Raw genomic sequence first — 24,292 nt, 5'->3', positions numbered from 1 at the left:
GCAAGCTTACAAGAGGAATTAGAAAAAAAACGATCTATTAAAGATGGCGCGAATTTTGTCATATTTGCAATGAAAATGTAATCTCATTTAAATATGTCTGACACTTTAGGATGATAAAATCAAAGAAAAAGAGATTTTATCGGAGGAAAAATAGTAAATGAAAAAAATTATTGCATCATTTGTAGTGACCGGCATATTGCTTTCAAATCCAATAGTTAGTCATGCTGCATTGGGTGATCAAACATTAAAAAGCGGAATGACTCATACAGAAGTTAAACAATTACAAGAGATTTTGAAAAATAAAGGATACTTCACGAATCAGAAAACGACAACATATTTTGGAACAACTACTGAAAGTGCAGTCAAAAAGTTTCAAAAAAGCAAGGGAATGAAAGCGGATGGCATTGTCGGTGCAAATACATATAAAGTATTGGGAGTAGCAAAACAGCCTGTAAAAGCAGCTCAAGTGAAATCCAGCGAATTGGTTAAAGTAGCGAAAAAACAGTTGAGTGTCCGGTATGTATGGGGAGGAACTACACCTAAAGGTTTTGATTGCAGCGGATTCCTAACTTATGTCTTTGAAGAAAGTGCGGATGTTAAGTTACCAAGAACTGTCTCAGGTATTTATAATAAGGGAGTAAAAGTATCCAAACCACAAGTTGGTGATTTAGTCTTTTTTGAAACCTATAAGTCTGGTGCTTCACATGCGGGGATCTATGTCGGGAATAACCAATTCATTCATAGCTCCTCATCAAATGGAGTGAGTATTAGCTCTATGAATAATAGTTATTGGTCTAAAAGATATATAGGAGCAAAAAGAATATAATGAAGTAGATATTGATGCTAGTCTTTTTATAATAAAGACTAGCTTTGTTTAATTTATTGTTTGTTTCTAATTTGTCCTCGTATTCAGAAAGATTGCCTATTACAGGCGGGAGAATACTTCGAGCGTTTAGGATACAGGGTTCGTTTCATTAAGTCAATCTTCTTCAATTGGACACATGATGAGGGCCTTATTCCTTTGCAGGGCTCAATTCCCCTATTCTTAATGGGAAAAGCACGATTAACCCTGCCGATTATTCTACAGTAGGTTTTCTAAAACATTAGTATTCAAGTACCCTTAATATCTATGTATAAACTAAGGTAAACGTACTAACATAACTTTTAAACCAAGAAAAAGAGTTTATAGTTTCAAATGCCAATGGCAAAAGGAAAGCCAGGGCAAGGTTCACTAAAAAGGTAATTGTGAAATTACAGTTTCAATTCCTTTTCATATAACTGAAGTATACGCTCTATTTCATCGAATCGAACAAATCGAGAAACTCTGTACATTTCCTTACCTTCCACAAACAGAAGTAGAGTAGCAGCAGAGAAAATCATATATTCGGATGTAATTTCTGGCACATCTTCATTAAATACATATACCCCTTTGACTCGGGGATGTGATTTCAATAGGTCAATCACCTTACATTGAACAGACTCACATACACCGCAATTGTCTGTCTTAGATAACAGAATCACAAATGGTTTTTCTTGAATAGCTTCCTTAATTTGATTTAAATTCATCATTTTTTCCATACAATCACCTAACGCCCCTAAACAATTTGAATAGCACCGATTATATCTACTAACTACAAGAAATACAAAACTTAGCCATCCACATGTTTGCCTCTAATGGATTTTCACAAAGCAAAGTTCTCAATTTTTCTTTGAAAGAGTAGCAGGCTTTAGATGTTACCGCTTCCTTATTTTTTACGATATGAATGGGTGAGTACTGTTAATCACTCCTTAGATATAAAGTTAGATGTGGATTTTGGTGGTATCTTAATAAACTGTAGTTAAAAAATTTTACCTTATGATACAATCGTGATAATTAGATTTTTTTCATAATCATGAACGCATGCAAAACTTCAAACATGTACAATAATTACTTATACCAAAATACCAATTTCACATAGTTAAGATAACAGAAGCGGCATATCCTTAGGAAGGGGCAGAGCATTTGAATATAAAAGTAAGTCAAAAAGTGATTAAAGAAATGTGTGGTATGGTCTCCTTCAAAAGAGGAGACTCTTTTTATCGAGCTAAAAAAGTAATATTTGAACAATATAGTCCCGAAGTTTGTGAAGCAACGGTTACAGGCATGGAGGATTTCCATGTCACGATTGAAAAGGATGGGAATGGTGGGCTGCGCACGAAATGCAGCTGTCCTACATTAGCTTCCTTTCAAAAGGATTGTCAACATATTGCAGCTGTTTTACTGTCGATTAATGAACATCAGCGTCAAGGGACAATGCCTATTGTTCCGAGCGAGCATCCATCTGACAGGTCAACAAATCAAGCGCTGGCAGAAGATTTAATGACGCTTTTCAATGATCGATCTAAACCATTAAGTGGCCATCAGCTTCACTTTGAAAAAAGAAAAATGCTTGATGTCGAATTTACCTGTCAACCCGTTATGATAGGAAAGGGTGGATACATGTTTGGAATAGAAGCCAAGATTGGTCCGACCCATGTACAAAATATTCGAGACTTTTTGAAGCAAGTGGAAGCGTGTAATCCATGCTTGCTTTCCGATTCATTCACATATGATCCAAACCTACATTGCTTTCAAAAAGAGACAGATGCTGTCATTTGGCAGCTCATTCAAGTAATCGATGATGAAAAGGTGTACTTGGATGCAGTGCCTGACAAAGCAGATTCTGTAAGCAATCATCATCTATTACTGATTCCTCCATCTTCTTGGGACAGGATTGTGCCAATTCTAGAAAGAGCACCATTGGTGAAGCTAGCGTATGACGGGAATACGTTTGACGATCTTCGCTTAGTGAGCGAACCTCTTTCTTTACAGTTTAACTTTGCAGAAACGGAGGGCAAAGGCTATCAACTGAAAATCAAAGGCTTGAATCAGATGTTTGTGTTGAACTCGTATCGGTCTGTATTATCTGATGGAAAGGTAATTCAATTGGAAAGTGAAGATTGCAAACGTCTTTCGGATCTAAAACAAATGCTAGAAGAGCAAGGGACGAATCGAATTCCGATCCATAGAGAGCAATTAGACTTTTTTCTGGACAAAGTGGTTCCAGGTTTAAAAAAACTAGGTGATGTTCAAATAGCTGGAGCGATTTCTGAACGGTTTGTGAAGAAACCACTGATTGCCAAGTTATACTTGGATCGTCTGAAAAATCGCCTGCTTGCTGGGCTGGAGTTTCACTATGAACATATTGTATTTAATCCATTGGACAGTCGGGAACTCCGGGCAGTTTCCATGCTTATAAGGGATGTTGCGAAGGAGGAAGCGATACTAAAGCTGATGGAGGATAGTTCGTTTGCCAAGACGGACGGTGGATATTTTTTGCAAAATGAAGAGTTGGAGTATGAGTTCTTATATCACGTCGTACCTAAACTTCAAAAATTGGTTCAAATCTATGCAACTACGGCAGTGAGAAATCGGATTTCTAAAGAGAATACTCGGCCACAGATTAGGGTGAAGGTTAAAAAGGAACGGACCGATTGGCTGGAATTCAAATTTGAAATGGATGGTATTCCCGAGAAACAGATACGTGAGATTCTATTAGCTTTAGAGGAAAAAAGGAAGTATTATCGTTTGCGGAACGGATCGTTACTCTCATTGGAATCAAGGGAATTTACAGAAATAAACCGCTTTTTGCATGCACTTCCGGTTCAGAATGAAGATCTGGAAAGTGGCTTGAATGTACCAATCGTTCGGGGACTTAGGCTTCTTGATTCAGTTGATGATAGCCATGCGTTCACATTTGAAGAGTCGTTCCGACAGTTCTTGGAAAACATCCGCGATCCTGGCCGCCTGGAGTTTGAGGTGCCAAAACGTTTAGAGCCAATCTTGCGAGACTATCAAAAACACGGCTACAAATGGATGAAAACACTTGCCAGCTATGGATTCGGTGGGATTCTCGCAGATGATATGGGACTAGGTAAAACGCTGCAAAGCATCACATTTATTTTATCGGAGCTTCCTAACATTCGTAAAAAGCAGAGCCCAGCGCTTATTGTTTGCCCATCATCTTTGACATATAACTGGCTAAGTGAAATCATGAAATTTGCTCCGGATGTCCAAGCTCTTGTCGTTGATGGGAATAAAAAAGAACGTTTCAATATACAACAAGATATAATGGCTATGGATGTGATCATCACCTCGTATCCGTTGTTGCGTAAGGACATTATGTGGTACGAGAAACAATCTTTTCACACCGTGTTTTTTGATGAGGCTCAAGTTTTTAAAAATCCTGTAACACAAACTGCACGGGCGGTGAAGAAGATACAAGCAGATTATCGCTTCGCCCTCACTGGCACACCTGTTGAAAATTCACTAGAGGAGCTGTGGTCTATTTTTCACGTTGTTTTTCCTGAACTATTCTTAGGTTTAAAGGAATACAGTAGCCTCTCAAGAAAAACGATTGCCCGACGGATTCGACCATTTATGCTTCGTAGGTTGAAAGAGGATGTACTTCCAGAGCTTCCTGAAAAGGTCGAGTCGATGGAATCCGTGGAATTACTTCCAGATCAGAAGCAATTGTATGCAGCCTATTTGGCGAAGCTCAGACATGATACATTGAAGCATCTGGACAAGGACACACTTCGGAAAAATCGAATGAAAATCCTAGCTGGTTTGACTCGGTTGCGACAGATTTGTTGTCACCCAGCCTTATTTGTGGACGGATATAAAGGGAGATCCGCGAAGTTCGAACAGCTGATGCAGATTATTGAGGAATCAAAGCTTTCTGGCAGAAGGGTGTTGATTTTCTCACAGTTTACGAAAATGCTTGAGCTTATAGGTAGACAATTAACGATCCAAGACCTACCGTTTTTCTATCTTGATGGGCAAACTCCTTCAGAAGAGAGAGTGGGAATCTGCAATCGATTTAATGCAGGCGAACGAAACTTTTTCCTCATTTCCTTAAAGGCAGGTGGTACAGGACTCAATCTAACAGGAGCTGATACCGTTATCCTATATGACATTTGGTGGAATCCAGCAGTCGAAGAACAAGCGGCAGATCGCGCCCATCGTATTGGTCAAACAAATAGTGTACAGGTTATCAAACTTGTTGCTCGCGGCACAATCGAAGAAAAAATGAATGAACTGCAAGAGAAAAAGAAACATCTGATTGCAGAGATCATCGATTCTGAGAAGAAAATAACGTCTACTCTTACTGAAGAGGACATTCGGGAGATATTGGCGATATAGAGAGGCGGATCTATAAGGGGTCCTGTCGACAAAACGCGGATATTATACAGTGATACATTATTTGGAAGATAAAACCCTGGTTTTTCTACGCTAAGGAGAAAAATCAGGGTTTTATTGTGGCCTTGAAACAAAGTTTGATTAAAATCTTGTTTTAATTTAAGCAGGATTTTTCTTTTTATGTTCTTGCCATGTTGTAAAACTTCAGTATGTTACGAAGGGCCATTTAGTGAAATAATCCTTATTTTTTATGATGTTTTTCGTTACGAATTGCAATATTACCTATAAATATTTTTATCGTTAGTATAAAAAACGTAATTTGTTTTATATATTTTCTAGTAGTAGAACAACGCTTGTAATAAACAAATCAACTTTATAATTTGTACTATAGGTAAACCAGAATTAGGATGTAACTTGTTTTTACGAATTGCTTATTTTACGAAGAGGGAGTCATATGAATACACATGCAAATTCATTGCCGAAGTCAAAGGGAAATACATTTGCCCTCTTTGCCTTGGCCGCAACGTTCTTTGGGGTAGGGATTACAGAATTCATCAGTATAGGAGTTCTTCTTACGCTTGTAACCATTGGTCTGGAAAAGAAAGCGAACTAAGTAAAAAAGTTTGAAAGATAAAAATTAGCTATTGAAATCACACAAGAGGTTCTTTTAGACAGAAACTCTTAAAAATCAAATCTTTATAAGGGACACAATATTTTAAAGGTGGGATTATATCAAACATGGCAAGATGGTTATAGATCGAGTATCAATCTATAACCATCTTGCTTTATTCTTTTTTTATATTATGAATCATTTAAGCATCTTCTTCTTAAACATCATTTCATAAAGAAAGATAACCTTTTTTTAGTGTGATAATAGAATTTGATTGAATGGATGGAGAAGAACCAAAACTCCGCTGATGTTTGCATATGAAAAAATATGGGGGACAAATGTATCCAGAGCATTATAAAAGTGTACATGGTATGGAGTACAAGTTATCGGATATTCACTAGACAAAAAAGGACTGAGTGAGGCGGTTTTCCTCCCTCAGTTTTTCTTATTTGACCTCGTTAAACAGTACTGTTGATGCCCATTATCAACAATATTCATTTTAAAATCCACTTGTAATACGTATGCTATGGTCATTCTTCTTTGTTTATTTAGTAGTTGTAAAATAGAATTCCCCTAGAATTTCCTTCACTTGATAACGATCTGGTGAAAGCTCTTTTTCAATAAAAGAGTTAACATCTGATTGTTCAACATCGTACATTACTTCAATTTCTTTGGAAAATAAAAGTTTTTCTTTTTCAAGCAAGCTAGAAAGGGAGGGGTGTGGTTTTGGTTGCAGTTCTTCCAGATTTAGAACTTGTTTTAATCCGTCAACATAGTATTCAAAAGGACGGCCACCAACAATTTTTACGCCTTTATTTTCCTCATTGGTCATGACAATGGTAGGAAAGCCTCTGACACCTAAGCTTCTAGTTAGACCAAAATCTTCATTCAATAATTGTTGTCCGATTGGTTGTTCAGCTTCATTTACAATGACTTCTCCATCAAGACCAAGTTTATTTACGATTTCAATCATAACGGATTTATCTGAAATATTTTGATTAAATGCGAAAAGTGCTTCTCTTGCACGGCGCAAATATTCATAGGCTATTGCATCAGTATGATTTTTTTGAATCACCTTAAATACACGAGAGGGTGGGTAGGATGATTGAACTGGATTATCAATCATTAAAGTCCCATCAATTGGCATTCTTGAATATTCTCCAACTTCTCTCCAGTGACCAGCAACGTCGGCTGGTTTATAAATTCCGTTTGCAGGATCGATTGGTCCGTCATGCCATTTTTCAAGCAAACCACCCATAACCGTATGAAAGTTAAAATAATCTCCATACTGCTCTACAAAACGACGAAGAACAGGTTCAATTGCCCAGCAATGAGAACAAATAGGATCGGTCACATAATAGAGATTAATTGATTTTTTTTGTTGATTAAAATCAATCATCTCAATTTCTTCCTCTCCAGCTACTCCACATACACCTGTTTCTAAATCACAAATCATATTATTATTGTTCTTCAATTCATTTTTCCCCATTTCTATTTAATATCAATCTTAGAGAAGTATTACTTTTATACTAGTTTTAGTTAGAAATAGATTACTTACGTATATAGAATCAGCGAGGAAAAAGAAGAAAAATGCTTATACCTCGCTTAACATTATTTATTGGGATTATCTCCTAATTGTTTTCAATGCAGTAGACCAAGCTACGACCTCATTCAACATTGTTTGAATGGTTTCTTCATGAAACGGTGCCGGTTTAAAGGTTGACATATTTTCAAAATCCGTAAAGAGACTTAGTGCCGGTTGTGTTCGTACTGTTGCAACTGCTGGTACTGTTAAAATTAAACGTAAGTTATTAGCTGCTGTAACTCCAAGAGAAGAACCGTAACTTACAATTCCGGCGGCCTTATTGTTCCACTCGACATATAAGTAATCGATCGCATCTTTTAACCCAGACGTAATGGCTTTGTTGTATTCAGGAGTTATGAAAACAAACCCATCAAGTTCACTAATCTTCTTTGACCAAGGATAAGCTTCTGGAGTTTTATAGTCCTGTGTCATAATAGCAGGAACAGATTCATTGTATCTTGGTAGGTTGTAATCTTTAATATCTACCAACTCAAATTCAGCATCCGTTCTTTTGTCTGCGATTGATTTCACCCATTCTGCAACTTGTGTATTTACTCTTGAATCTCTTGTACTCCCAGTAATGATACCGATTTTAACCATATTGATTCCTCCTAAAATTACTTTAGCAGAACGTCTTATGTTCGCTTTACTTTTCAAAGAAGCAATATATTATTTGCTTTACAATTGAATTTTAACTCATAATGAAAATCATCAACACCAGTAGTTCTATGGATTTGTCGTTTATACAACATATTTAAGAAATTGTTTAAAAAGTAGGAGTGATAACAAAATGACTCAATCAAAGACGGACCCCCGAGTTCTACGTACTCGCAAATTAATTATGGATTCTTTCATTGAACTTTCAGGGAAAAAGGAATTTAAGAATATTACCATAAAGGATATAACTTCTGAAGCGATGATTAATCGTGCAACTTTTTATTATCATTTTGAAGATATATATGACTTATTAGAGAAGGTATTATCAGAAGTATTATTAGTTAATTTGAATTATGATTTTTACCAGAATGGTGAACTAAATGAGGAAGCTTTCGGTAGTATCTTTAAAGCTATAACAAATTTTCAAAAGTCATTATCCAATCGTTGCCATAGAGGCTACGAAGAAACCATTGCCCGTATTATTAGGGAACAGCTCGAAATCATTCTTTACAAAATGTTGTTAAAACAAAATAAAACTGAAGAGGATGAAGCTCTAAAAATTACCGCTGTCCTATTAAGCTGGGGAATTTACGGGGCCTCTGTAGAATGGAGAAGAGATAGTAAGCAGATACCACCGGAAGAATTTATCAAATTAGCCATTCCTTATATAATGTCTGGGATTGATTCTGGTTCTAAAAACTAACAAGCACAGTAAAATATGTTGCAAATGAAAGCATTAAAAATTTCTTCCTCATGTATGAAGATTTGGTGTAGCTGGAATCGGAGTTTGAATGGTGGCATGTTTACAAATTGGATCGGATATTATTTTATCTTCATCATAGTGACATTACATATAACATTGTGAAAGAAGGCAATTAAACCAGAAGTGCTTTAATGAAAGGAAACTTGATTGATTGTTAGATTGAAATCATATTTAAGTTATTCCATTATAGGGCGCGATTACTGAGAGAGAATAAAAGGGCGATACATATTATACATGACTAATATGTATCGCCCTTTATTTTTTATTCCGGTTTAACAGGCTGTAAAACCCCCACTGATGGAAGTTTCACTTTATGACTTTCTACAATAAATGATAATCCTTATAATATGAAAGGAGTGTTCAGAATTGAATAAAAATAAACGAAATATGCTTATCGCAATATCTGTAAGCACTGTTATTCTAATAATAGGTGGTGTACGGATTAAACAAATTGAAAGGAATTACCAAGCGAACAAATCTATATTAGAGACGTGCATAGATAATGGAGGTACTGTGGTGATAGGGCAGAAACATTTCTGGTCACTCACCTCAGCTACTTGTGATGTTTACGACCAATAAAGTTGTCTGAAAAATAATATAATCGTTTAAAAAACAAAAAAGTTCTTTAAAAGTGAGGGCCCAATACTAACTATTGAGATTGTGAATAAATGTACTTAAAGTAATGGACAGTTTTGTTGAAGTATATACTGTATGATATTTAATATCTAATTATTTAGGAGGATTAATATGGGTCATACATTGTTTGCGTCAGATAGTATGTTTGTTCTTTTAACTTTCTTACCTATTATTTTTTATTTAGTTCTTACTATTTTTGCTATTTATTTCGTAATTAAAGTAATTAAGTTCATGAATGAAAAGACAAAATTAGACCGAGAAAAAAACGAGAAACTTACTGAAATAATTAAAGTTCTTAATCAAGATAAAAAGGATTAAATAATATTAAATTTTGTTCAACAAACAGGTGCGATTGTTCAATAAGAACAGTAGCTTCTTGTACTATCGGTGCAGATTAGTTCAATAAGGAAATGGTAAGATACTAATCAGTGATGTTGAATCAATTGGACTTTCTCTGTACGTTATAAGGGAGTAAAATATAAAAAAAAAAGGTGATTACAATTAAAAAAGTAAAAAGTATCCTGTTTTTGTTTCTTGGATTTATATCCCTTGTGATTGGTGTTGCAGGGACTGTGTTACCCGTTCTACCGGGTGGTCCGTTTTACTTATTCGCTGCTTTTTGCTTTGCAAAAAGTTCCAAGTCGATTGAAAACTGGTTCAAAAGCACCTCATTATATGAGAAATACGTTGAAGCATTCCTACAAAAAAAGGGGATGACTCGAAAAGAGAAAATCAGAATCAATGTAGTTGCCGATTTCTTCATCGTAATTTCTGTATTTTATGTGGACATCCTGTTAGTGAAAATCCTGTTGGTAGTGAGTGCTCTCTACAAACATTATTATTTCATTAAAAAAATTAAGACAATTGACCGAAACAGGACGAAACAAGGAGCGTGAAACTGGCTTTCCTACAGGGACAGTAAAAAGAATTAACGTTGTGTAATTAGTGGGCTTGGTGTTGCATGTTTACCTTAATGACAGTAAATGATGAAATGAGGAGAGGAAGGTTAAAGATTATACCCTGCGTTGGCGGCTTTAAACAGATTTTCTCCGAAGTCGCTTATCATAAAAACAAGTGGATTCCCCTAGCTTTATCAATGTTTATTGATATTACTTTGAAACATGCAAGAGAATGGTCATATGCGGAGACTACTTGTTAAGCGAACAGGGTGCTTTTCTTTAATAAGATTGAAGCGATGTTTTTGATCTGACCCAATAAAGTCTTTAAAACGATCCTCAACACAGGTAGCAAATGATCAAACCTTTTTATAAAACCGAAACTTAAATCTGTTGGCTAAGACTCCATTTTGATCAATCTTTTTTCAAAATGGAGTCTTTTTATTTATTGTAAAATATGGGTTTGCGAGGTATTTTTGATCAAACCTTATTTCAAAGCACATTTATCTATATTCTAAGTGAGCGAAGGCGATGGATAGAGTTTGAAATCGCCGGTTTACATGAAAATTTACCTAGGAAGTGAACGTGTTCCTATCCCGTGGGGGGATTTTATTTAAAAGTTTGGAGACTTGGAGAGTAAATATGCCTCAAATAATTACTCAAATTCTTAGCCACATAAACAACTGTTTTGAGAATACTTTCTTAGCGTTGGAAATGCAGAGTCCTGATGTTGCCCTTACTTATACTAAAAGAGTAAAAAGTTATTTGGAGCAATATGATTTTTTCTACTGTCAATTAAAGCAATACAGTAAGCCAATTGCTCTACCCCTCGTTTAATTTGACTCTCGTCCACTTGAGAGATGCTTAATCGAAGGAGATTTTCCTTTTTATATTCTGGTAAAAACATTCTAGAGGCATCATCAACATATATATGCTGCTCGTTTAGCATATGAACTATCTGTTTTGCTGTCACATGCTCGGGCAAACTGATGGATAGATAGAACCCTGAAGTCGGTTTAGAAAAATGAGTATTAGCTGGTAGCAATAAGTCACATGCTTCTTTTAGGCTCTGCATTTTAGTACGGTATACCTCTTTTACTTTTTTGAGATGGCTAGTAAACATCCCACTTTTTAAATAGATTTCTAGCGCACCTTGAGAAAGTGCTGAACTATTAAAATCCGAACTAAATTTATATCGTAAAAAATTGTTAATCATTAATGTAGGAAGAACGACAGTAGCAATCCTTAATCCCGGTAGGAATATTTTAGAAAAGCTTTTAATATAAATGACTCTCCCAGAAGGATCAAAAGAAAATAAAGGATCTGATTTTGCATTTGGATCAAGGTCTCCTAAAAAATCATCTTCCACTATATATACATCGTATTTTTCAGCTAACTCAACGATTTTTTTCTTTTCGCTATTCGAGTAACAATGTCCAAGTGGATTGTGAAATCTCGGAATAATATAGAAAAATTTTATATCATTATTTCGAAAAATGTATTCCAGACGATCAAGATCAATGCCTTCCATCGATAACTCAATTCCAAAAGTATTGGCTTGGTGCAGATTGATGGACTCAATGAAGCCGAAATAGGTAGGCTGTTCAATTAGAATATTGTTTTTTCCATTAGGAAATGGCATGGAAACTAATAAATTAAGGGCTTGCTGCGATCCAGATACAACGACTACTCTTTCAGGTTGAGTGAACACCTGTAAATTCTGCAAATAGTTCACGACCTGTACGCGTAATGAGTACAGCCCTTGTTGATCGGAGTATGTAAAAAGCTCTTCTTTATATTGTTCAATTGCTTGATTCATACAATGTTGAAATTCAACATAAGGCATAATGCTTTTATCTGGACCAGCAGATAAGAAATCAATTACCTCATTTTCATTCTTCGCATTTTGAAATTCATTTACAACATAGTAGCCGCTTTTAGGAACAGAATAAATTAAATGCTCTTTTTCTAGTTCACTGTACGCTTGAATGACCGTATTTTTGCTACATGAAAAATACTCAGATAACTGACGAACAGAAGGGAGTTTACTACCTGCGATGAGCGAGCCATCTGCTAGTCGAAGCTTAATTTCTTCCATTATTTTTATATATTTGGGGCTCATATATGGATTCTCCTTTAACTGAACCAGGACAGATGGGTAAAAGAATGGTTTATTTTATGATGTGTACCTATTAGTATTTTAATTATATTAGAACCATTTTTCAAGAAAAGTAAAAAATGGAACAGCTGTAATACAACATAAAGAGATAGGGGTAGGACAGATGCCAAGAGAAACCAGAGAGAAATTTGGATTATTGTTAGGGTTAGTCGGTGTCATTTGTTTTAGTCTAACGCTCCCATCTACAAGTATTGCAGTAGAGTATTTTGGGACTACGGTTGTCGGTTTAGGAAGAACAGTTGTTGCTGCTATTTTAGTAGCTGTGGTATTAATTATTCGAAAAGAAAAGCTCCCTTCTCCTCGCCAATTCAAAAGTCTTCTTATTGTTGCTGTGGGTGCAGTCTTAGGGTTTCCTCTTCTCACTTCTTGGGCAATGGAAACCTTGCCTGTTTCTCATGGAGCTGTGGAATTAGCCCTGTTACCATTAGCAACAGTCGGATTTGCTATGTTTAGGGCAGATGAACTCCCTTCTCGCAAATTCTGGATTTCAAGTATAATCGGCTCTTTAGCTGTTATTATGTATGCCCTTCATCTTGGATTCGGTCAATTGCAATTTGCTGATTTAGCAATACTCGCAGCGGTGATTATACTTGGACTTAGTTACGCAGAAGGTGGGAGATTAGCGAAAGAATTAGGTAGCTGGCAAGTGATTGCTTGGGCAATTATGATCGGTGCGCCATTTTTCATTATTCCAGTTGGGTTAAACCTTACAACCGAAATGGTCCATGCTCCAATACATGCTTGGGTTAGTTTTATTTATCTCGCAGTGGTGAGTCAATTTCTAGCATATGTTGCCTGGTATAGCGGAATGGCTATGGGCGGAATAGCAAGAATTAGTCAGCTTCAATACTTACAACCATTTTTGATGATTCTATTTGCCACAGTATTTCTAGATGAAACCATCACATTTTTCACTCTTGTAATAGCAGTGATTGTTGTCTTTTCTGTTATATTAGGCAAAAATGCTCCCGTATCAAAAAAAGGAGCTGTATCAGAGAAAAACTAACTGCCTGTTCAATAGAGATAGCTAAATAATTAAATATGAAAAGGTATGAATCGTATGGCATATAGATTATGGAATGACCGAATTGTATTAGATGAAGAAGTTGTGATTGATAAAGAGGAGTGTGGTAAAAAAAACGGTTATCTTATAGAGAAATTATAAATTTAATGATAAGAAAAGATTCTGAGAGGAGAAAAAAACATGTATATTCCTGCACATTTTAAAATTAAAGACGAAACACTTGCTTTTGACATTATGAAGGAACATAGTTTTGCGACTCTTTTTTCTCAACATGATGGAATGCCTTTTGCGACTCATTTACCGTTAATTTTGAACAAGGATCGTTCACACTTATATGGACATTTTGCTCGTCCTAATCCTCAGTCGAAAGATATCAAAAATCAAACCGTTTTAGCTATTTTTCATGGTCCGCATTGTTATATCTCCCCATCTTGGTATGAGACGAATAAAGCAGTACCAACATGGAATTATGTGACCGTTCATGTTTACGGAGAAGTCGAACTATTAGAGGATGAACATGAGTTAATGAGTTCCTTACATGATATGGTATGGAAGTATGAAGCTCCTGACAGTTCATACAGTTTACAAGATGTAGATGCTGAGTTTCTCGCTGATATGAACAAGGGAGTTCAAGGATTCAAAATAAAAATCAACAAAATAGAAGGAAAAGCAAAGTTAAGTCAAAACCATCCATTGAAGAGACAAGAGTTAATTGTTAATCAACTGGAACAGATTTCAAATACAGATGAGCAACAGATTTCATTATTAATGAAAGCAAACCTAAAAAAATAAGGTTGAATGTTACTACACGAACGGGAGTGTTGATCCAATAAGGATTAACGCCCTTTTTGTTGAACTTCTTTTAGATCAATTCGTTGACGGAATATATGAGGTAATAAAAGTTTATGACGGAGATGTGTTTACATTAAAGGGACACTTATAGAACCTTTTTACTAAAAGTGCAGAGAAAATCAAACTAGTTTTAACAAGCCAAACTAAAAAGTCGGTTCCTTTATGCGTAAGGAATTCGCCTTTTTTTAGATTGAAATCTGCTTAGCGTATAATATCCGTGTTTTGTCGGTAGAACCCTTAATAATCGTATTCAATATTGCACATAACTAATTGTGAATAAGTGTATACGAAATATGGGGGATGAAATTGTGAAGCAATTATATAAATTAAGTTCTACTTGGTTTCCAATTTGGTTAATTTCATTACTCATGCTCATTATGGTAAGTGTTTACTTACCTGTTTTTAGTGGGGGAAATCAAAATTTAACAGATGTTCCTTTAATCGTTGTGAACGAAGATAGAGGCCATATGGGAGACGCTATTTTATTAAAACTTATCGAAAAGCAAAATGGGAATTCTTTCAAATGGAAAATCGCTACTAATAAGCAAGAAGCATTGAATGATTTAAAAAATGACAAAGCTTATGGTGCATTAATTATTCCTGCAAATTATTCAAAGGGTCTTTCTCAAGTACGAGAATTACTACTTTCAGGCAATGGCCATGGAAAAGCAGCAACGTTAGAAATTTTATTAAATGAGGGGGTTGGTCAATCAGCATCTATGATTGCTAGTAATACACTTGAAGCAGTTGCTTCTGCCACTTCTGAAGCGTTCAGTAACAACTTTAAGAATGAATTAAATGAAAAAGGGATTACTCTATCCCCTGACAATGCCTTACTATTAGATAATCCTGTTAAGTTTACTATGAAAAATGTACTGGGGCTTCCGGTTAATCTAAATAAAGGAATGACTCCATTCATGATGATCCTTATTACTTCTATTTCAGGACTCATGGGAGCAAATATGATTCATGGATATCTGATGAGGGGAAACGGTATTCTAAAAAAGAATGAATCTTCATTAAGTGAATCGAAATTGCTGACATCTGAATTGATATTTGGGGCAATTTTATCCTTTTGTGTCTCAGTTATTTTGCAATTATCGGTATTCGGATTTTTTGGAAGCTCCCATGCTACTAGCATATGGATTATTTTCTTGTTCACCTTTTTCTGTTGTATAACCATGTTCTTTTTATTTAAATCGCTTGCCCTGTTATTCGGTGGTTGGGGAATGTTGGTGATGTTCCCGGTAAATATTATGGGGATTTTCTCAAGCGGTGGAGCAATCCCTCTGGCAACCTTACCAGTTGTTCATCGAATATTTAGTTCCATTTTACCTACTAGATATATGGTAGATGGAATGAGGGCGTTGCTTTATTATAACGGCAGAATGCAAGCAGGGCTCGAAACAGCGTTATGGGCAATATCCATTTACTTTATTATTACTTTGGCTATCGTCATTGCATTCATTAGAAATACGAATAGAAGACAAGGGCAAATAAGTTGATGAAAAGTCATTGTTTATCATTCAAGGTTTCCCAAGTTGGTAGTAATGGCTTGCTTTAGCTTGACGGACATGCGGTAGGCCCCTATAAAAGTAAATCTTTTAACAGCTAGTCATACTGTCCTTTAATCCGGTATCGATCCTGCCATTAAAAAAATAATAGAAATATCCCCCTGAAGTGATGTGAATCAGGGGGATAACTTTTTGTCCCACGCTTAACGGGCAGTAAGAACCCCACTGATTGAAGTTTCACTTTATGTGAAAATAGTGATTAAGCGTATGTAACGGTTTTTTGTGAAGTATCCATTGCATGCTTATTCTGATAACGCTGAAAAAACCAGATTGTACTAGCAAGCCAGAATCCGCCCGTGAAATATCCACCAAGGATGTCACTAGGGTAGTGTGCACCTAGATAAATTCGACTGAAGCCGATTGTCAGGATAAGGACCGCGTTTATAAGAATAATAAGAGTCCGACTAGATCTTTTGGATATGTACTGCCAAATCAAGAACGCCAGAAACCCATATAAAGCAATGGCATTGGTGGCATGTCCGCTTGGGAAGCTGTATCTAGTCACTTCGATTAACGGATTAATTCCAGGTCGTTCTCTTTGAAAGGCATATTTAATGACTTGTGAAAGAACATTCGAGCCAACAATCACTGCTAGAAATAAAATAAGTTCAGAACGGCGTTTCAACACGAAGTAAAGGATAAACGAAATAATCAAAGAAAGGGACAAGAAAGAAACTGTTTTGCCGATAAAAGTGAAAAATAGCATCAGTGGTGTTAACGTCGGTGAAATTATACCTTGGCTAATACTGATTCCAGTCTGATCAAACGCTGCAATTTGTTGGTTACTGACGAAGAAAGCAACCAAACCAAAGCCTGCGAGCGAAAGCAGACTAAGAAATAGAGCAAGTGTAGACTTTTGTCTCATGTTCATAAAATTCCTCACAATCCATATACGTTTTGATGTTTATTATACATCAAAATGGAGGCTGGCAATCCCAAAAAAAGAGCCTGGGGTCCAATTGCAAAAGCAATTATGTAACTGATACCAGACTCTTCCTACTAGTTATTTTGCTGGTACATGATGACTAAAATCAGCTTGATTTTGTTCAATGGCGGATATAGCTAATTTCTTTATTGTTGCGTCATCCATTGGTGGATTGTGCAGTCCAGCTCTTACGTCTCGATAGTATCTTTGGAGAGGGTTGGTATAGCAAGAGCGGTCGCTTTAAACCCAGATATCATTCTATTTGACGAACCAACCTCTGCACTAGATCCAGAACTAGTCGGTGAAGTGTTGACCGTCATGGAAAATATTTCCAATGAAGGAACAACGATGTTAGTCGCCACGCATGAAATGTCGTTTGCGAAAGATGTAGCCAATAGAGTGATCTTTATGGATGCCGGCGTTGTAGTAGAAGAAGGAACACCTAAAGATATTTTTGTGAATCCAAAAGAAGAACGAACAAAGAAGTTCTTAAAAAGGGTTTTGCCGGAGGATTATATCTTTTACATTTAGCAATATTCTTTGTAGGGCTTTTTCTGTTGAAAAAAGGGCGGAGGTATTACTGCTTGTTAATAGGCGCTACATGAATCCAATTTTCCTATCTCGTCCTAAAAAAATATCAATTTCAAATTTTCAGGCATTGCATTTTTGTTCCAGCATGGTATGATGACAGTAATTAAATATACATTGCACTAGGGGAGTCTTTAAGAGGCTGAGATGGAACGTTGTTCTAGACCCTTTGAACCTGAACCGGATCATGCCGGCGGAGGGAAGTGGAGATATTAGCTCAGTTAGTTTATATGTGGATATCTACCCCTTTCCTACTTTCAGGAAGGGGGTTTTTGGTTTTATTTCAGAGTGCGTGGCTTTTTTAAACAAACCACTTAAAATGCTCCAAACTATTTTGGTCAATGTATGGGGCACACAAAAGGGAGATGAAACGATGAATTCCATTAGAAAGCTCACACTTACTGCCATGATTACAGCATTAACAGCACTGACTAGTTCCTTTGTTTTTATTCCAATGGGCTTTGCCAAAATCTTTCCGATCCAACACTTAGCGAACGTATTAACGGCCGTTATGTTAGGGCCTGGCTATGCCATTGCCCAGGCATTACTCGTCTCTATTATTCGAAACATGGCTGGAACGGGTTCTATCTTTGCTTTTCCAGGGAGCATGATTGGGGCTTTGCTTGCAGGACTATTATTCAGGTATACAAATAAGATTGGTTTCGCTTGTGTAGGTGAGGTCATAGGTACCGGGATTATTGGTGCGCTTGCCTGTTATCCACTTGCCCTGTTGTTTTTAGGGAAAAAAGTGGCTTTATTTGGCTTTTTACCAGCGTTTTCAATTAGTTCTTTAGCAGGTGCAAGTATTGCGTTTATTTTATTAAAGGTTTTCTTGAAAAATAAATATTTGGAGGGGTTACTTTATGAAAACAGCACTTACAATCGCAGGCTCTGATTCAGGTGGAGGAGCGGGAATTCAAGCCGACTTAAAAACATTCTCTGCACATCATGTGTTTGGCATGTCAGTTATCACAGCTGTTACCGCCCAAAATACGGTAGAGGTTCGTTCGATTCAAACGATGAGCCAAGAAATCATTCGCGACCAAATATCTGCCGTTTTTGACGATATTGAAGTGCATACGGTGAAAATTGGCATGCTCGGTTCGGCGGAAACGATTGAAGCGGTTGCTGAAATGCTTTATACATATAAACCTCAGTACATTGTCCTTGATCCAGTCATGATTGCTAAAAGTGGGGATCATCTTCTGGAGGAGGATGCTGTAGAAGCATTGAAAAAGCACTTGCTCCCAATGGCTACGCTCGTTACTCCTAATATACCAGAGGCGGAAACGCTATCGGGAATAACGATTCAATCGAAACAAGATTTATATGAAGCATGCGAGGGTCTCGAGCAATTAGGAGCGAAGGCCATCTTGTTAAAAGGTGGACACTCTGCCGGAGATCCAAATGATCTTTTTTATGATGGGACAAATTATTCATGGTTGAATGGTGAAAGAATTCATACGAAAAATACACATGGGACGGGCTGTACCCTTTCATCAGCCATTGCGGCTAACTTGGCAAACGGACTTGAAATCGAGGATGCCATCCGTCAATCAAAAGAATATATTACGCAAGCTATCCGTAACAGCTTTGCCATTGGGAATGGCCATGGTCCAGTCAACCATTTCTATCAATTTCAGAAAGTACACCAATCTTGAACTACCCACAACTTAATTTTCTAACAAAAATTTGAAGTGGGGGATTCCTGCGACCACCAGTGTATCCACCAGTTATTTAGCAGGCTAACCCCGTAGTCCCTACGGTTAGTGCTTAATATCTTGTACGTTGAACTGCCACACGTTCTACTCTGCTTGGTTTTCGCTACTTCGATACGTGTGGGGCGAATGTTGCTTGAACATTTTACGGTACGAAGCCTTTCTTGTACCAACCTCATATGTTCAGTTTTCAAAGAACAACTTGTACAGGAATATCACGATATAGGAACGTGTGTTCCTTTGCGCGGAAAGGCGAGAAGACTCCCACTTATTTTTGGGCTACGCCCTGCACAAAATTGAAGTGGGAGTCTTCTCTCCTAAAACGATAAAAATATGGAGGCAATGACATGCAAAATAGAATCGAATTATTATTCAAGGAAGTAAGAAGTGCCAATCCGCTTGTTCATCATATAACCAATTCGGTCACGATCAATGATTGTGCGAATAGTACCCTTGCCATTGGCGGCTCTCCTGTTATGGCATCCAGTGTCAATGAGGCCGCAGATATGGCGAAAATTGCAAATGCACTTGTCTTAAATTTAGGGACGCTTAACGCCGATTCCTGTGAAGCAATGATTTTAGCTGGAAAAGCTGCTAATTCTGCTCATATCCCGGTCATTCTTGATCCTGTTGGCGCTGGGGCAACACCTTATCGAATCGAGATGGCTGAGAAGATTCTTCATGAAGTGAAGATGAGCATTATTAGAGGGAATGCCAGTGAAATTTATAGTTTAATAGGAGGGAAAAGTCAGACGCGAGGTGTTGATTCAGGTACGGTATCTCTAGCAGGAGCGGACCTTGCTGCGCGGGCAGCGGTAGAACTAAACAGTACAATCGTTGTAAGTGGTAGAACAGATGCAATTAGTAACGGTGAAACGACTGTTTTAGTGAACAATGGCGATCCCCTTTTGACGAAAGTGACAGGAACAGGCTGTATGGCTACTTCCTTAATTGGTTGCTTTGCAGGGGTTACAGATCAGATGCTTGATGCAGCAGTAGCGGGAATTTCCGTCATGAGTATTGCTGGTGAATTAACTGCAAAGAAGCTATCAGAAGGAGAAGGAACTGGGACTTTCCGAATGAAATTAATTGATACGATCTCGCTGATGAACGGAGCGACTTGGATGAAGGAGGTACAATTACATGAGTATGCTACGAGATAATCTTAGCCTCTATCTTGTCACAGAGGAATCGATCCCGCTTGGAAAGCTTGAGCAAATTATTGAAGAGGCCATTCTTGGAGGAGTTACAGCTGTTCAATTAAGAGAAAAAACAGCCGATGGAAAAGTCTTTTATGAAAAAGCGTTAAAAATTAAACAATTACTTGCGACTTATTCTATTCCACTTTTCATAAATGACCGCGTTGATATTGCGCTTGCAGTAGAAGCAGAAGGCATTCATATTGGGCAAAGTGATATCCCTTTATCTGTCGTAAAGAAACTAGTTCCAGTGTCCATGAAGATTGGTGTCTCCGTTAAAAATGTCCAACAAGCCTTGATTGCTGAGGCAGAGGGAGCTGATTATATTGGGGTAGGTTCAGTCTTCCCAACTGTAACAAAAAAGGATGCTTCGATGCTACAGCATGGAGCACTGAAAATGATTTGCCAAGCTGTTGCCATTCCAGCTGTTGCGATTGGAGGCATAACCTCTGCTAATCTTCCACAAATTCTCGATAGCGGTATTTGTGGTGCAGCGATTGTATCGGCGATTATGAAAGCAGATGATCCGAGAAAAGCAGCGGAATTTTTAAAAAAACAAATGATGACAGCACTAGTTCTCTAATAATTTGGCAGTTCGATTATATATCGTTTATATGACATGGTAAACGATGTATAGAGTGTGAGGTCATAACCTATAAAATAACCTTTGTCTCTCTTGCCTTTCGCCCAGTTAAAACAAGCTGACAAGAATCACATGTATACGATTCCTTTCGCTGTAACGCCAGTGCTATTACTATTACTGAAGAAATCACTAAAAATAAAAAATGCGAAAGTCTATGAAAATGACTTTCGCAAAAGGATAAGCTTTTACAAACATAGGTATGATGCTCATGTCTTTCTATAATTTACATCTACTTACTATTTTTTTAGTACTAGAATAAACCGATAATAACCTCTAACTTTACGTAGTAAATCCTATACGCTTTAATCATTATGAGGCAATTTAATTTTCATTTGATTCATAGGGATTCATGTGAAAATTGAAGCACTGTATTTTGAATAACTTCAGTTAGATGTTTTAGTGGCCTATATAGGCTGTCCAATTTGTAAAAGGGAAATAGAACTAAAGGCGCTTCTTGTTTCTTTCAAGTTTTGCTCGCAATAATTATAGTTTTTCAAGATTAAAACGAATCTCTTTAGCTGCTACTATTGCCATTTGTTTGGCTTCTTCTTTATTATATGAGGAGGCTAACACGTATCCATAACGATCTCCCATCGATAAAGGGGGCCGTAATATCTTTCCTTTGCGTGGTTTTATAAACACTTCTTGCACCCCTGGATATTTACTAGCACGATTTTTCCCGGTAACACTAACCAATTTACCCTCAATATCTACAGTTAGATATTGTACATACACGTACTTACGATGTTTGCTTGTAAGATTCGGTTGATTTCCTAAAAATAACTGAATTGTTTCTTCTACTAAATTAATGCCATATCCCACCTCAATCAAGCGATTCATGGCACCGCCAGAAATTCTAGGGTTAATCTCAATTAATTTCCATCTCCCTCGAACGAGACGCAATTCGAGGTGACACGCACCATTTTTCATGTCAAAAGCTTCTACAATTGTACAAACTGTTTCATAGAGATGATCAAAAAACTGTTTGTCCATATAAGCTAACAAGCTATATCCTGTTACGATAAAACGTTCTTGGAACGTAATTTCTTGTTCAATAACAGCTACAATAGTAATAGTTCCATCGTGTACTAATGTTTCAACTAAATATTGAGGGCCTGTTAAAAATTCTTCGATTAAAATAGGTGTATCATTATACTTATTTAATAGTTTATTTATTGCTGAGTTTAGTTGAAAGAGGTCATTTGCCAGTAGGACATCTTTCGATCCAGCTGAAATAGGAGATTTCACTATTAAAGGTAGATGATTTTTTTGTTCCTTAAGGAAATTTTTTGAGGAATCTTCTGGTGTATAAACGGTAAAGTAAGGTGAAGATCGAAGGCTTTTAAGAAGATTTCTTGTTAAAACTTTATCCTCCATATTCAGAATTGGATTTTTAGAAACAACGCTTGTACAGAATTTTTCTTCTAAAGCTGCTGCGATATTTACATAGGGATCTACGAAACTTAAGATTGCCTGTATCACTAGTCCACGATTTTTTAATTTTTGAATCCCTGTTGTTAACGCCTCAAAATCAGATAGCTCTGTGAAGATCATTTGATGAACATCGGGAAATTCTAATCTTTGATCAATAAAATGTTGTTTATTTGTAAATAGAACGGTTAAATAGCCAAGACGCTCTGCAGCTTTTATAGCTTCTCTGCTGGATCCTGATTTATTAGAGCTAATAAAGATAATCGTATTCATAAAGTCATGTTACCCCACCTGTCTCTGTTGTTTTAGATCTATACTCATAGAATATATAAGTTGGTCCAATATTGTTCTCAATAATTCGAAAAATAGGAATAAAGATTAGCCTTGTTTTATATTTTAAAAGAACAGCATTTTATAAAGGTGGGATAAAACGGTTATGACATTAATTGGCATGCTTCACCATCGGGAGGATCCGCAAAAAGTGAGAAGAGCTTATGCGTACTCAGCAGTAGCTAAAGCGGAAGGGATCCCCTTCTTTTACTTCACGCCTGGGAAAGTAAATATGGAAAACCAAACGATTAATGGGAAAATATATGAGAACGGAATTTGGCAGGAAAAGCAGTTCCCTTTTCCTGACGTTATCTATAATGCCAGCTATCCTTTAACGGATAAAGCAGAAGAAATCGTGGATCTTTTAGCAGAAATCATTCCTTTTACCAGTCATTCAGTTGGTGATAAATCATATGTTAATAAGCTGATAAAAAAAGGGGAAATGTTTGCGCAATATCTGATACCTTCTATGGATTTAATAGACGCTAAACGATTTATGCAAATGGTCCGTCTTTATCCAAAAGTAATTATGAAACCAGTATCCGGGAATCAGGGAAAAGGGATCGTTTTTATTGAAAAGGAAGGAACTGATAAATACAGAGTGAATGAAACTGGGGACATATCTATTTATACTAAGCAAGAATTGGTCGAATTCACAATTCGAAAGATTCAAGAACAACAGTATTTAGCTCAACAGTTCATTTCCTGTCAAATTAAAACGGGCCAAGTATATGACTTCCGATTGCATGTACAAAAAAATGGCGAAGGAAAGTGGGTCATTACTTCAATATATCCACGCATAGGAACTATAGGAAGCATTGCACCAAATATCGGAAGTGGGGGGTATACTGGTTATCTGGATATCTTTTTACAAAAAGAATTCGATGATTCTTGGTATAATATAAAAAAAACACTTGAATATTTCGCAATAAGTTTTTCGAACCACTTTGATTCTTTGTATGATGATGTGTCATTGGATGAATTAGGGATTGATGTTGGAATTGATGAAAATCAAAAATTGTGGTTATTTGAAGTAAATTGGAGACCAGGTGCGCCAATAATATTTAATTGCGAATTAGATGTAGCGAGAAATACGATTCAATATGCTAAATATTTAGCTGAAAATAGCCAACGTAATGTAAATGAGTGACCATTATAACTTCTTAAGAAGAATCGAGATTGCTTGATGTTCTTATATACTTTTGTTAAAGCATTTATCTTCTGGATAGATGTTTTTTACATGGCAGTTTACGTAAACTTCGTTGCTTTTAAATTCTATTTATACTACTATCCTGGGATGATTTCCGTTACAGGTACTCGCTTCCCGTAGAAGTCTCACTCCTTCCACTCCAATCAATGGTAGTGCCAAAATCAACAACGAGCATTAATATAGCCTTACATAAAAAAGTATGCTTGCAATTATAATGGTGAAAATGTTAATTAAAAAATAAATCAAAATAA

At 36.6% G+C, this 24,292-nt stretch carries 21 protein-coding genes, 2 pseudogenes and 1 riboswitch; of the genes and pseudogenes, 16 read left to right on the top strand and 7 right to left on the bottom strand.

Annotated elements, in window-relative coordinates; all coding sequences use genetic code 11:
• Nucleotides 1–157: 157 nt before the first annotated feature.
• The gene (locus AC1MGI_RS01100) at nucleotides 158–826 is read left to right on the top strand and encodes a C40 family peptidase (protein WP_480347903.1); all 669 of its coding nucleotides are present in this window, start codon (nucleotides 158–160) and stop codon (nucleotides 824–826) included.
• A 425-nt stretch (nucleotides 827–1,251) separates the two neighbouring features.
• Here AC1MGI_RS01100 and AC1MGI_RS01095 read toward each other — a convergent pair whose 3' ends face one another.
• Complete coding sequence (locus AC1MGI_RS01095; RefSeq protein ID WP_480347902.1) at nucleotides 1,252–1,578, bottom strand: thioredoxin family protein; 327 nt, start codon at nucleotides 1,576–1,578, stop codon at nucleotides 1,252–1,254.
• Between the two features lie 424 nt (nucleotides 1,579–2,002).
• On the opposite strand from AC1MGI_RS01095, the gene AC1MGI_RS01090 reads away from it, so the two are divergent.
• A complete protein-coding gene (locus AC1MGI_RS01090) occupies nucleotides 2,003–5,224 on the top strand; it encodes a DEAD/DEAH box helicase (protein ID WP_480347901.1) in 3,222 nt (1,073 codons plus the stop codon).
• A gap of 451 nt (nucleotides 5,225–5,675) precedes the next feature.
• A complete protein-coding gene (locus AC1MGI_RS01085; protein WP_480347900.1) occupies nucleotides 5,676–5,834 on the top strand; it encodes a hypothetical protein in 159 nt (52 codons plus the stop codon).
• A 541-nt stretch (nucleotides 5,835–6,375) separates the two neighbouring features.
• Here the strand turns inward: AC1MGI_RS01085 and AC1MGI_RS01080 are convergent.
• Both AC1MGI_RS01080 and AC1MGI_RS01075 read right to left on the bottom strand, forming a co-directional pair.
• On the bottom strand, nucleotides 6,376–7,287 hold the full coding sequence (locus AC1MGI_RS01080; protein WP_480349666.1) for a DsbA family protein: 912 nt from the start codon (nucleotides 7,285–7,287) through the stop codon (nucleotides 6,376–6,378).
• A 168-nt stretch (nucleotides 7,288–7,455) separates the two neighbouring features.
• Nucleotides 7,456–8,016 carry an NADPH-dependent FMN reductase gene (locus tag AC1MGI_RS01075; RefSeq protein WP_480347899.1) on the bottom strand — a complete coding sequence of 187 codons (561 nt, stop codon included), beginning with the start codon at nucleotides 8,014–8,016 and terminating at the stop codon, nucleotides 7,456–7,458.
• A 190-nt stretch (nucleotides 8,017–8,206) separates the two neighbouring features.
• Between AC1MGI_RS01075 and AC1MGI_RS01070 the strand changes: the two genes are divergently transcribed.
• The 4 genes from AC1MGI_RS01070 to AC1MGI_RS01055 all read left to right on the top strand — a co-directional run bounded on the left by AC1MGI_RS01070 (nucleotide 8,207) and on the right by AC1MGI_RS01055 (nucleotide 10,368).
• Nucleotides 8,207–8,776 (top strand): TetR/AcrR family transcriptional regulator, encoded by a 570-nt coding sequence (locus AC1MGI_RS01070; protein WP_480347898.1) that lies wholly within the window; start codon nucleotides 8,207–8,209, stop codon nucleotides 8,774–8,776.
• 426 nt (nucleotides 8,777–9,202) lie between these two features.
• On the top strand, nucleotides 9,203–9,415 hold the full coding sequence (locus AC1MGI_RS01065) for a hypothetical protein (RefSeq protein ID WP_480347896.1): 213 nt from the start codon (nucleotides 9,203–9,205) through the stop codon (nucleotides 9,413–9,415).
• Nucleotides 9,416–9,583: 168 nt separating this feature from the next.
• Nucleotides 9,584–9,790: a hypothetical protein gene (locus AC1MGI_RS01060; RefSeq protein ID WP_480347895.1), complete on the top strand. Its 207-nt coding sequence runs from the start codon at nucleotides 9,584–9,586 to the stop codon at nucleotides 9,788–9,790.
• A gap of 173 nt (nucleotides 9,791–9,963) precedes the next feature.
• A complete protein-coding gene (locus AC1MGI_RS01055) occupies nucleotides 9,964–10,368 on the top strand; it encodes a YbaN family protein (protein ID WP_480347894.1) in 405 nt (134 codons plus the stop codon).
• A gap of 745 nt (nucleotides 10,369–11,113) precedes the next feature.
• On the opposite strand, the gene AC1MGI_RS01050 is transcribed toward AC1MGI_RS01055, so the two are convergent.
• On the bottom strand, nucleotides 11,114–12,490 hold the full coding sequence (locus tag AC1MGI_RS01050) for an aminotransferase-like domain-containing protein (RefSeq protein ID WP_480347893.1): 1,377 nt from the start codon (nucleotides 12,488–12,490) through the stop codon (nucleotides 11,114–11,116).
• Nucleotides 12,491–12,650: 160 nt separating this feature from the next.
• Here AC1MGI_RS01050 and AC1MGI_RS01045 point away from each other — a divergent pair, with 160 nt between their 5' ends.
• The 3 genes from AC1MGI_RS01045 (at nucleotide 12,651) to AC1MGI_RS01035 (ending at nucleotide 15,928) form a co-directional block, all read left to right on the top strand.
• On the top strand, nucleotides 12,651–13,553 hold the full coding sequence (locus tag AC1MGI_RS01045; protein ID WP_480347891.1) for a DMT family transporter: 903 nt from the start codon (nucleotides 12,651–12,653) through the stop codon (nucleotides 13,551–13,553).
• A 198-nt stretch (nucleotides 13,554–13,751) separates the two neighbouring features.
• Nucleotides 13,752–14,363 (top strand): FMN-binding negative transcriptional regulator, encoded by a 612-nt coding sequence (locus AC1MGI_RS01040; RefSeq protein ID WP_480347889.1) that lies wholly within the window; start codon nucleotides 13,752–13,754, stop codon nucleotides 14,361–14,363.
• Nucleotides 14,364–14,731: 368 nt separating this feature from the next.
• On the top strand, nucleotides 14,732–15,928 hold the full coding sequence (locus tag AC1MGI_RS01035) for an ABC transporter permease (RefSeq protein WP_480347887.1): 1,197 nt from the start codon (nucleotides 14,732–14,734) through the stop codon (nucleotides 15,926–15,928).
• Between the two features lie 268 nt (nucleotides 15,929–16,196).
• On the opposite strand, the gene AC1MGI_RS01030 is transcribed toward AC1MGI_RS01035, so the two are convergent.
• Nucleotides 16,197–16,868: a phosphatase PAP2 family protein gene (locus tag AC1MGI_RS01030; RefSeq protein WP_480347885.1), complete on the bottom strand. Its 672-nt coding sequence runs from the start codon at nucleotides 16,866–16,868 to the stop codon at nucleotides 16,197–16,199.
• Nucleotides 16,869–17,000: 132 nt separating this feature from the next.
• Nucleotides 17,001–17,144 (bottom strand): annotated as a pseudogene (locus tag AC1MGI_RS01025) (hypothetical protein); the annotation flags it as partial.
• On the opposite strand from AC1MGI_RS01025, the pseudogene AC1MGI_RS01020 reads away from it, so the two are divergent.
• From AC1MGI_RS01020 to thiE, 5 genes and pseudogenes are all read left to right on the top strand, one after another.
• A pseudogene (locus AC1MGI_RS01020) lies at nucleotides 17,133–17,453 on the top strand (AAA family ATPase); the annotation flags it as partial. The pseudogenes AC1MGI_RS01025 and AC1MGI_RS01020 sit on opposite strands and share 12 nt — an antisense overlap.
• 171 nt (nucleotides 17,454–17,624) lie before the next feature.
• A riboswitch (TPP riboswitch) is annotated at nucleotides 17,625–17,729 on the top strand.
• 154 nt (nucleotides 17,730–17,883) lie between these two features.
• Nucleotides 17,884–18,405 carry an energy coupling factor transporter S component ThiW gene (gene thiW / locus AC1MGI_RS01015; RefSeq protein WP_480347883.1) on the top strand — a complete coding sequence of 174 codons (522 nt, stop codon included), beginning with the start codon at nucleotides 17,884–17,886 and terminating at the stop codon, nucleotides 18,403–18,405.
• Nucleotides 18,374–19,171 carry a bifunctional hydroxymethylpyrimidine kinase/phosphomethylpyrimidine kinase gene (gene thiD, locus AC1MGI_RS01010; protein WP_480347881.1) on the top strand — a complete coding sequence of 266 codons (798 nt, stop codon included), beginning with the start codon at nucleotides 18,374–18,376 and terminating at the stop codon, nucleotides 19,169–19,171. Before thiW ends, thiD begins: the two co-directional genes overlap by 32 nt.
• Before the next feature lie 404 nt (nucleotides 19,172–19,575).
• Nucleotides 19,576–20,391, top strand: coding sequence for a hydroxyethylthiazole kinase (thiM, locus tag AC1MGI_RS01005; RefSeq protein WP_480347880.1), 816 nt, complete (start codon nucleotides 19,576–19,578; stop codon nucleotides 20,389–20,391).
• Nucleotides 20,372–21,010, top strand: coding sequence for a thiamine phosphate synthase (gene thiE / locus AC1MGI_RS01000; protein WP_480347879.1), 639 nt, complete (start codon nucleotides 20,372–20,374; stop codon nucleotides 21,008–21,010). Before thiM ends, thiE begins: the two co-directional genes overlap by 20 nt.
• Before the next feature lie 543 nt (nucleotides 21,011–21,553).
• Here thiE and AC1MGI_RS00995 read toward each other — a convergent pair.
• On the bottom strand, nucleotides 21,554–22,774 hold the full coding sequence (locus AC1MGI_RS00995; RefSeq protein ID WP_480347877.1) for an ATP-grasp domain-containing protein: 1,221 nt from the start codon (nucleotides 22,772–22,774) through the stop codon (nucleotides 21,554–21,556).
• A 163-nt stretch (nucleotides 22,775–22,937) separates the two neighbouring features.
• On the opposite strand from AC1MGI_RS00995, the gene AC1MGI_RS00990 reads away from it, so the two are divergent.
• Nucleotides 22,938–23,981 carry a YheC/YheD family endospore coat-associated protein gene (locus AC1MGI_RS00990; RefSeq protein WP_480347875.1) on the top strand — a complete coding sequence of 348 codons (1,044 nt, stop codon included), beginning with the start codon at nucleotides 22,938–22,940 and terminating at the stop codon, nucleotides 23,979–23,981.
• Nucleotides 23,982–24,292: the final 311 nt, after the last annotated feature.

It is taken from the genome of Peribacillus sp. BM1 (assembly GCF_056679975.1).
The sequence above is the reverse complement of the archived record's forward strand: the minus strand, read 5'-3'. Positions and strand labels throughout refer to the sequence as shown.

Excerpts from the sequence above, each read along its gene's own strand:
- AC1MGI_RS01040 (WP_480347889.1), top strand. The coding sequence starts at position 13,752 with ATGTATATTCCTGCACATTTTAAAATTAAAGACGAAACACTTGCTTTT.
- AC1MGI_RS01030 (WP_480347885.1), bottom strand. The coding sequence starts at position 16,868 with ATGAACATGAGACAAAAGTCTACACTTGCTCTATTTCTTAGTCTGCTT.
- AC1MGI_RS01070 (WP_480347898.1), top strand. The coding sequence starts at position 8,207 with ATGACTCAATCAAAGACGGACCCCCGAGTTCTACGTACTCGCAAATTA.
- AC1MGI_RS01050 (WP_480347893.1), bottom strand. The coding sequence starts at position 12,490 with ATGAGCCCCAAATATATAAAAATAATGGAAGAAATTAAGCTTCGACTA.
- thiD (WP_480347881.1), top strand. The coding sequence starts at position 18,374 with ATGAAAACAGCACTTACAATCGCAGGCTCTGATTCAGGTGGAGGAGCG.
- AC1MGI_RS01080 (WP_480349666.1), bottom strand. The coding sequence starts at position 7,287 with ATGATTTGTGATTTAGAAACAGGTGTATGTGGAGTAGCTGGAGAGGAA.
- AC1MGI_RS01085 (WP_480347900.1), top strand. The coding sequence starts at position 5,676 with ATGAATACACATGCAAATTCATTGCCGAAGTCAAAGGGAAATACATTT.
- AC1MGI_RS01060 (WP_480347895.1), top strand. The coding sequence starts at position 9,584 with ATGGGTCATACATTGTTTGCGTCAGATAGTATGTTTGTTCTTTTAACT.
- AC1MGI_RS01095 (WP_480347902.1), bottom strand. The coding sequence starts at position 1,578 with ATGGAAAAAATGATGAATTTAAATCAAATTAAGGAAGCTATTCAAGAA.
- thiM (WP_480347880.1), top strand. The coding sequence starts at position 19,576 with ATGCAAAATAGAATCGAATTATTATTCAAGGAAGTAAGAAGTGCCAAT.
- AC1MGI_RS00995 (WP_480347877.1), bottom strand. The coding sequence starts at position 22,774 with ATGAATACGATTATCTTTATTAGCTCTAATAAATCAGGATCCAGCAGA.
- AC1MGI_RS01075 (WP_480347899.1), bottom strand. The coding sequence starts at position 8,016 with ATGGTTAAAATCGGTATCATTACTGGGAGTACAAGAGATTCAAGAGTA.
- AC1MGI_RS01100 (WP_480347903.1), top strand. The coding sequence starts at position 158 with ATGAAAAAAATTATTGCATCATTTGTAGTGACCGGCATATTGCTTTCA.
- thiW (WP_480347883.1), top strand. The coding sequence starts at position 17,884 with ATGAATTCCATTAGAAAGCTCACACTTACTGCCATGATTACAGCATTA.
- AC1MGI_RS01045 (WP_480347891.1), top strand. The coding sequence starts at position 12,651 with ATGCCAAGAGAAACCAGAGAGAAATTTGGATTATTGTTAGGGTTAGTC.
- thiE (WP_480347879.1), top strand. The coding sequence starts at position 20,372 with ATGAGTATGCTACGAGATAATCTTAGCCTCTATCTTGTCACAGAGGAA.
- AC1MGI_RS00990 (WP_480347875.1), top strand. The coding sequence starts at position 22,938 with ATGACATTAATTGGCATGCTTCACCATCGGGAGGATCCGCAAAAAGTG.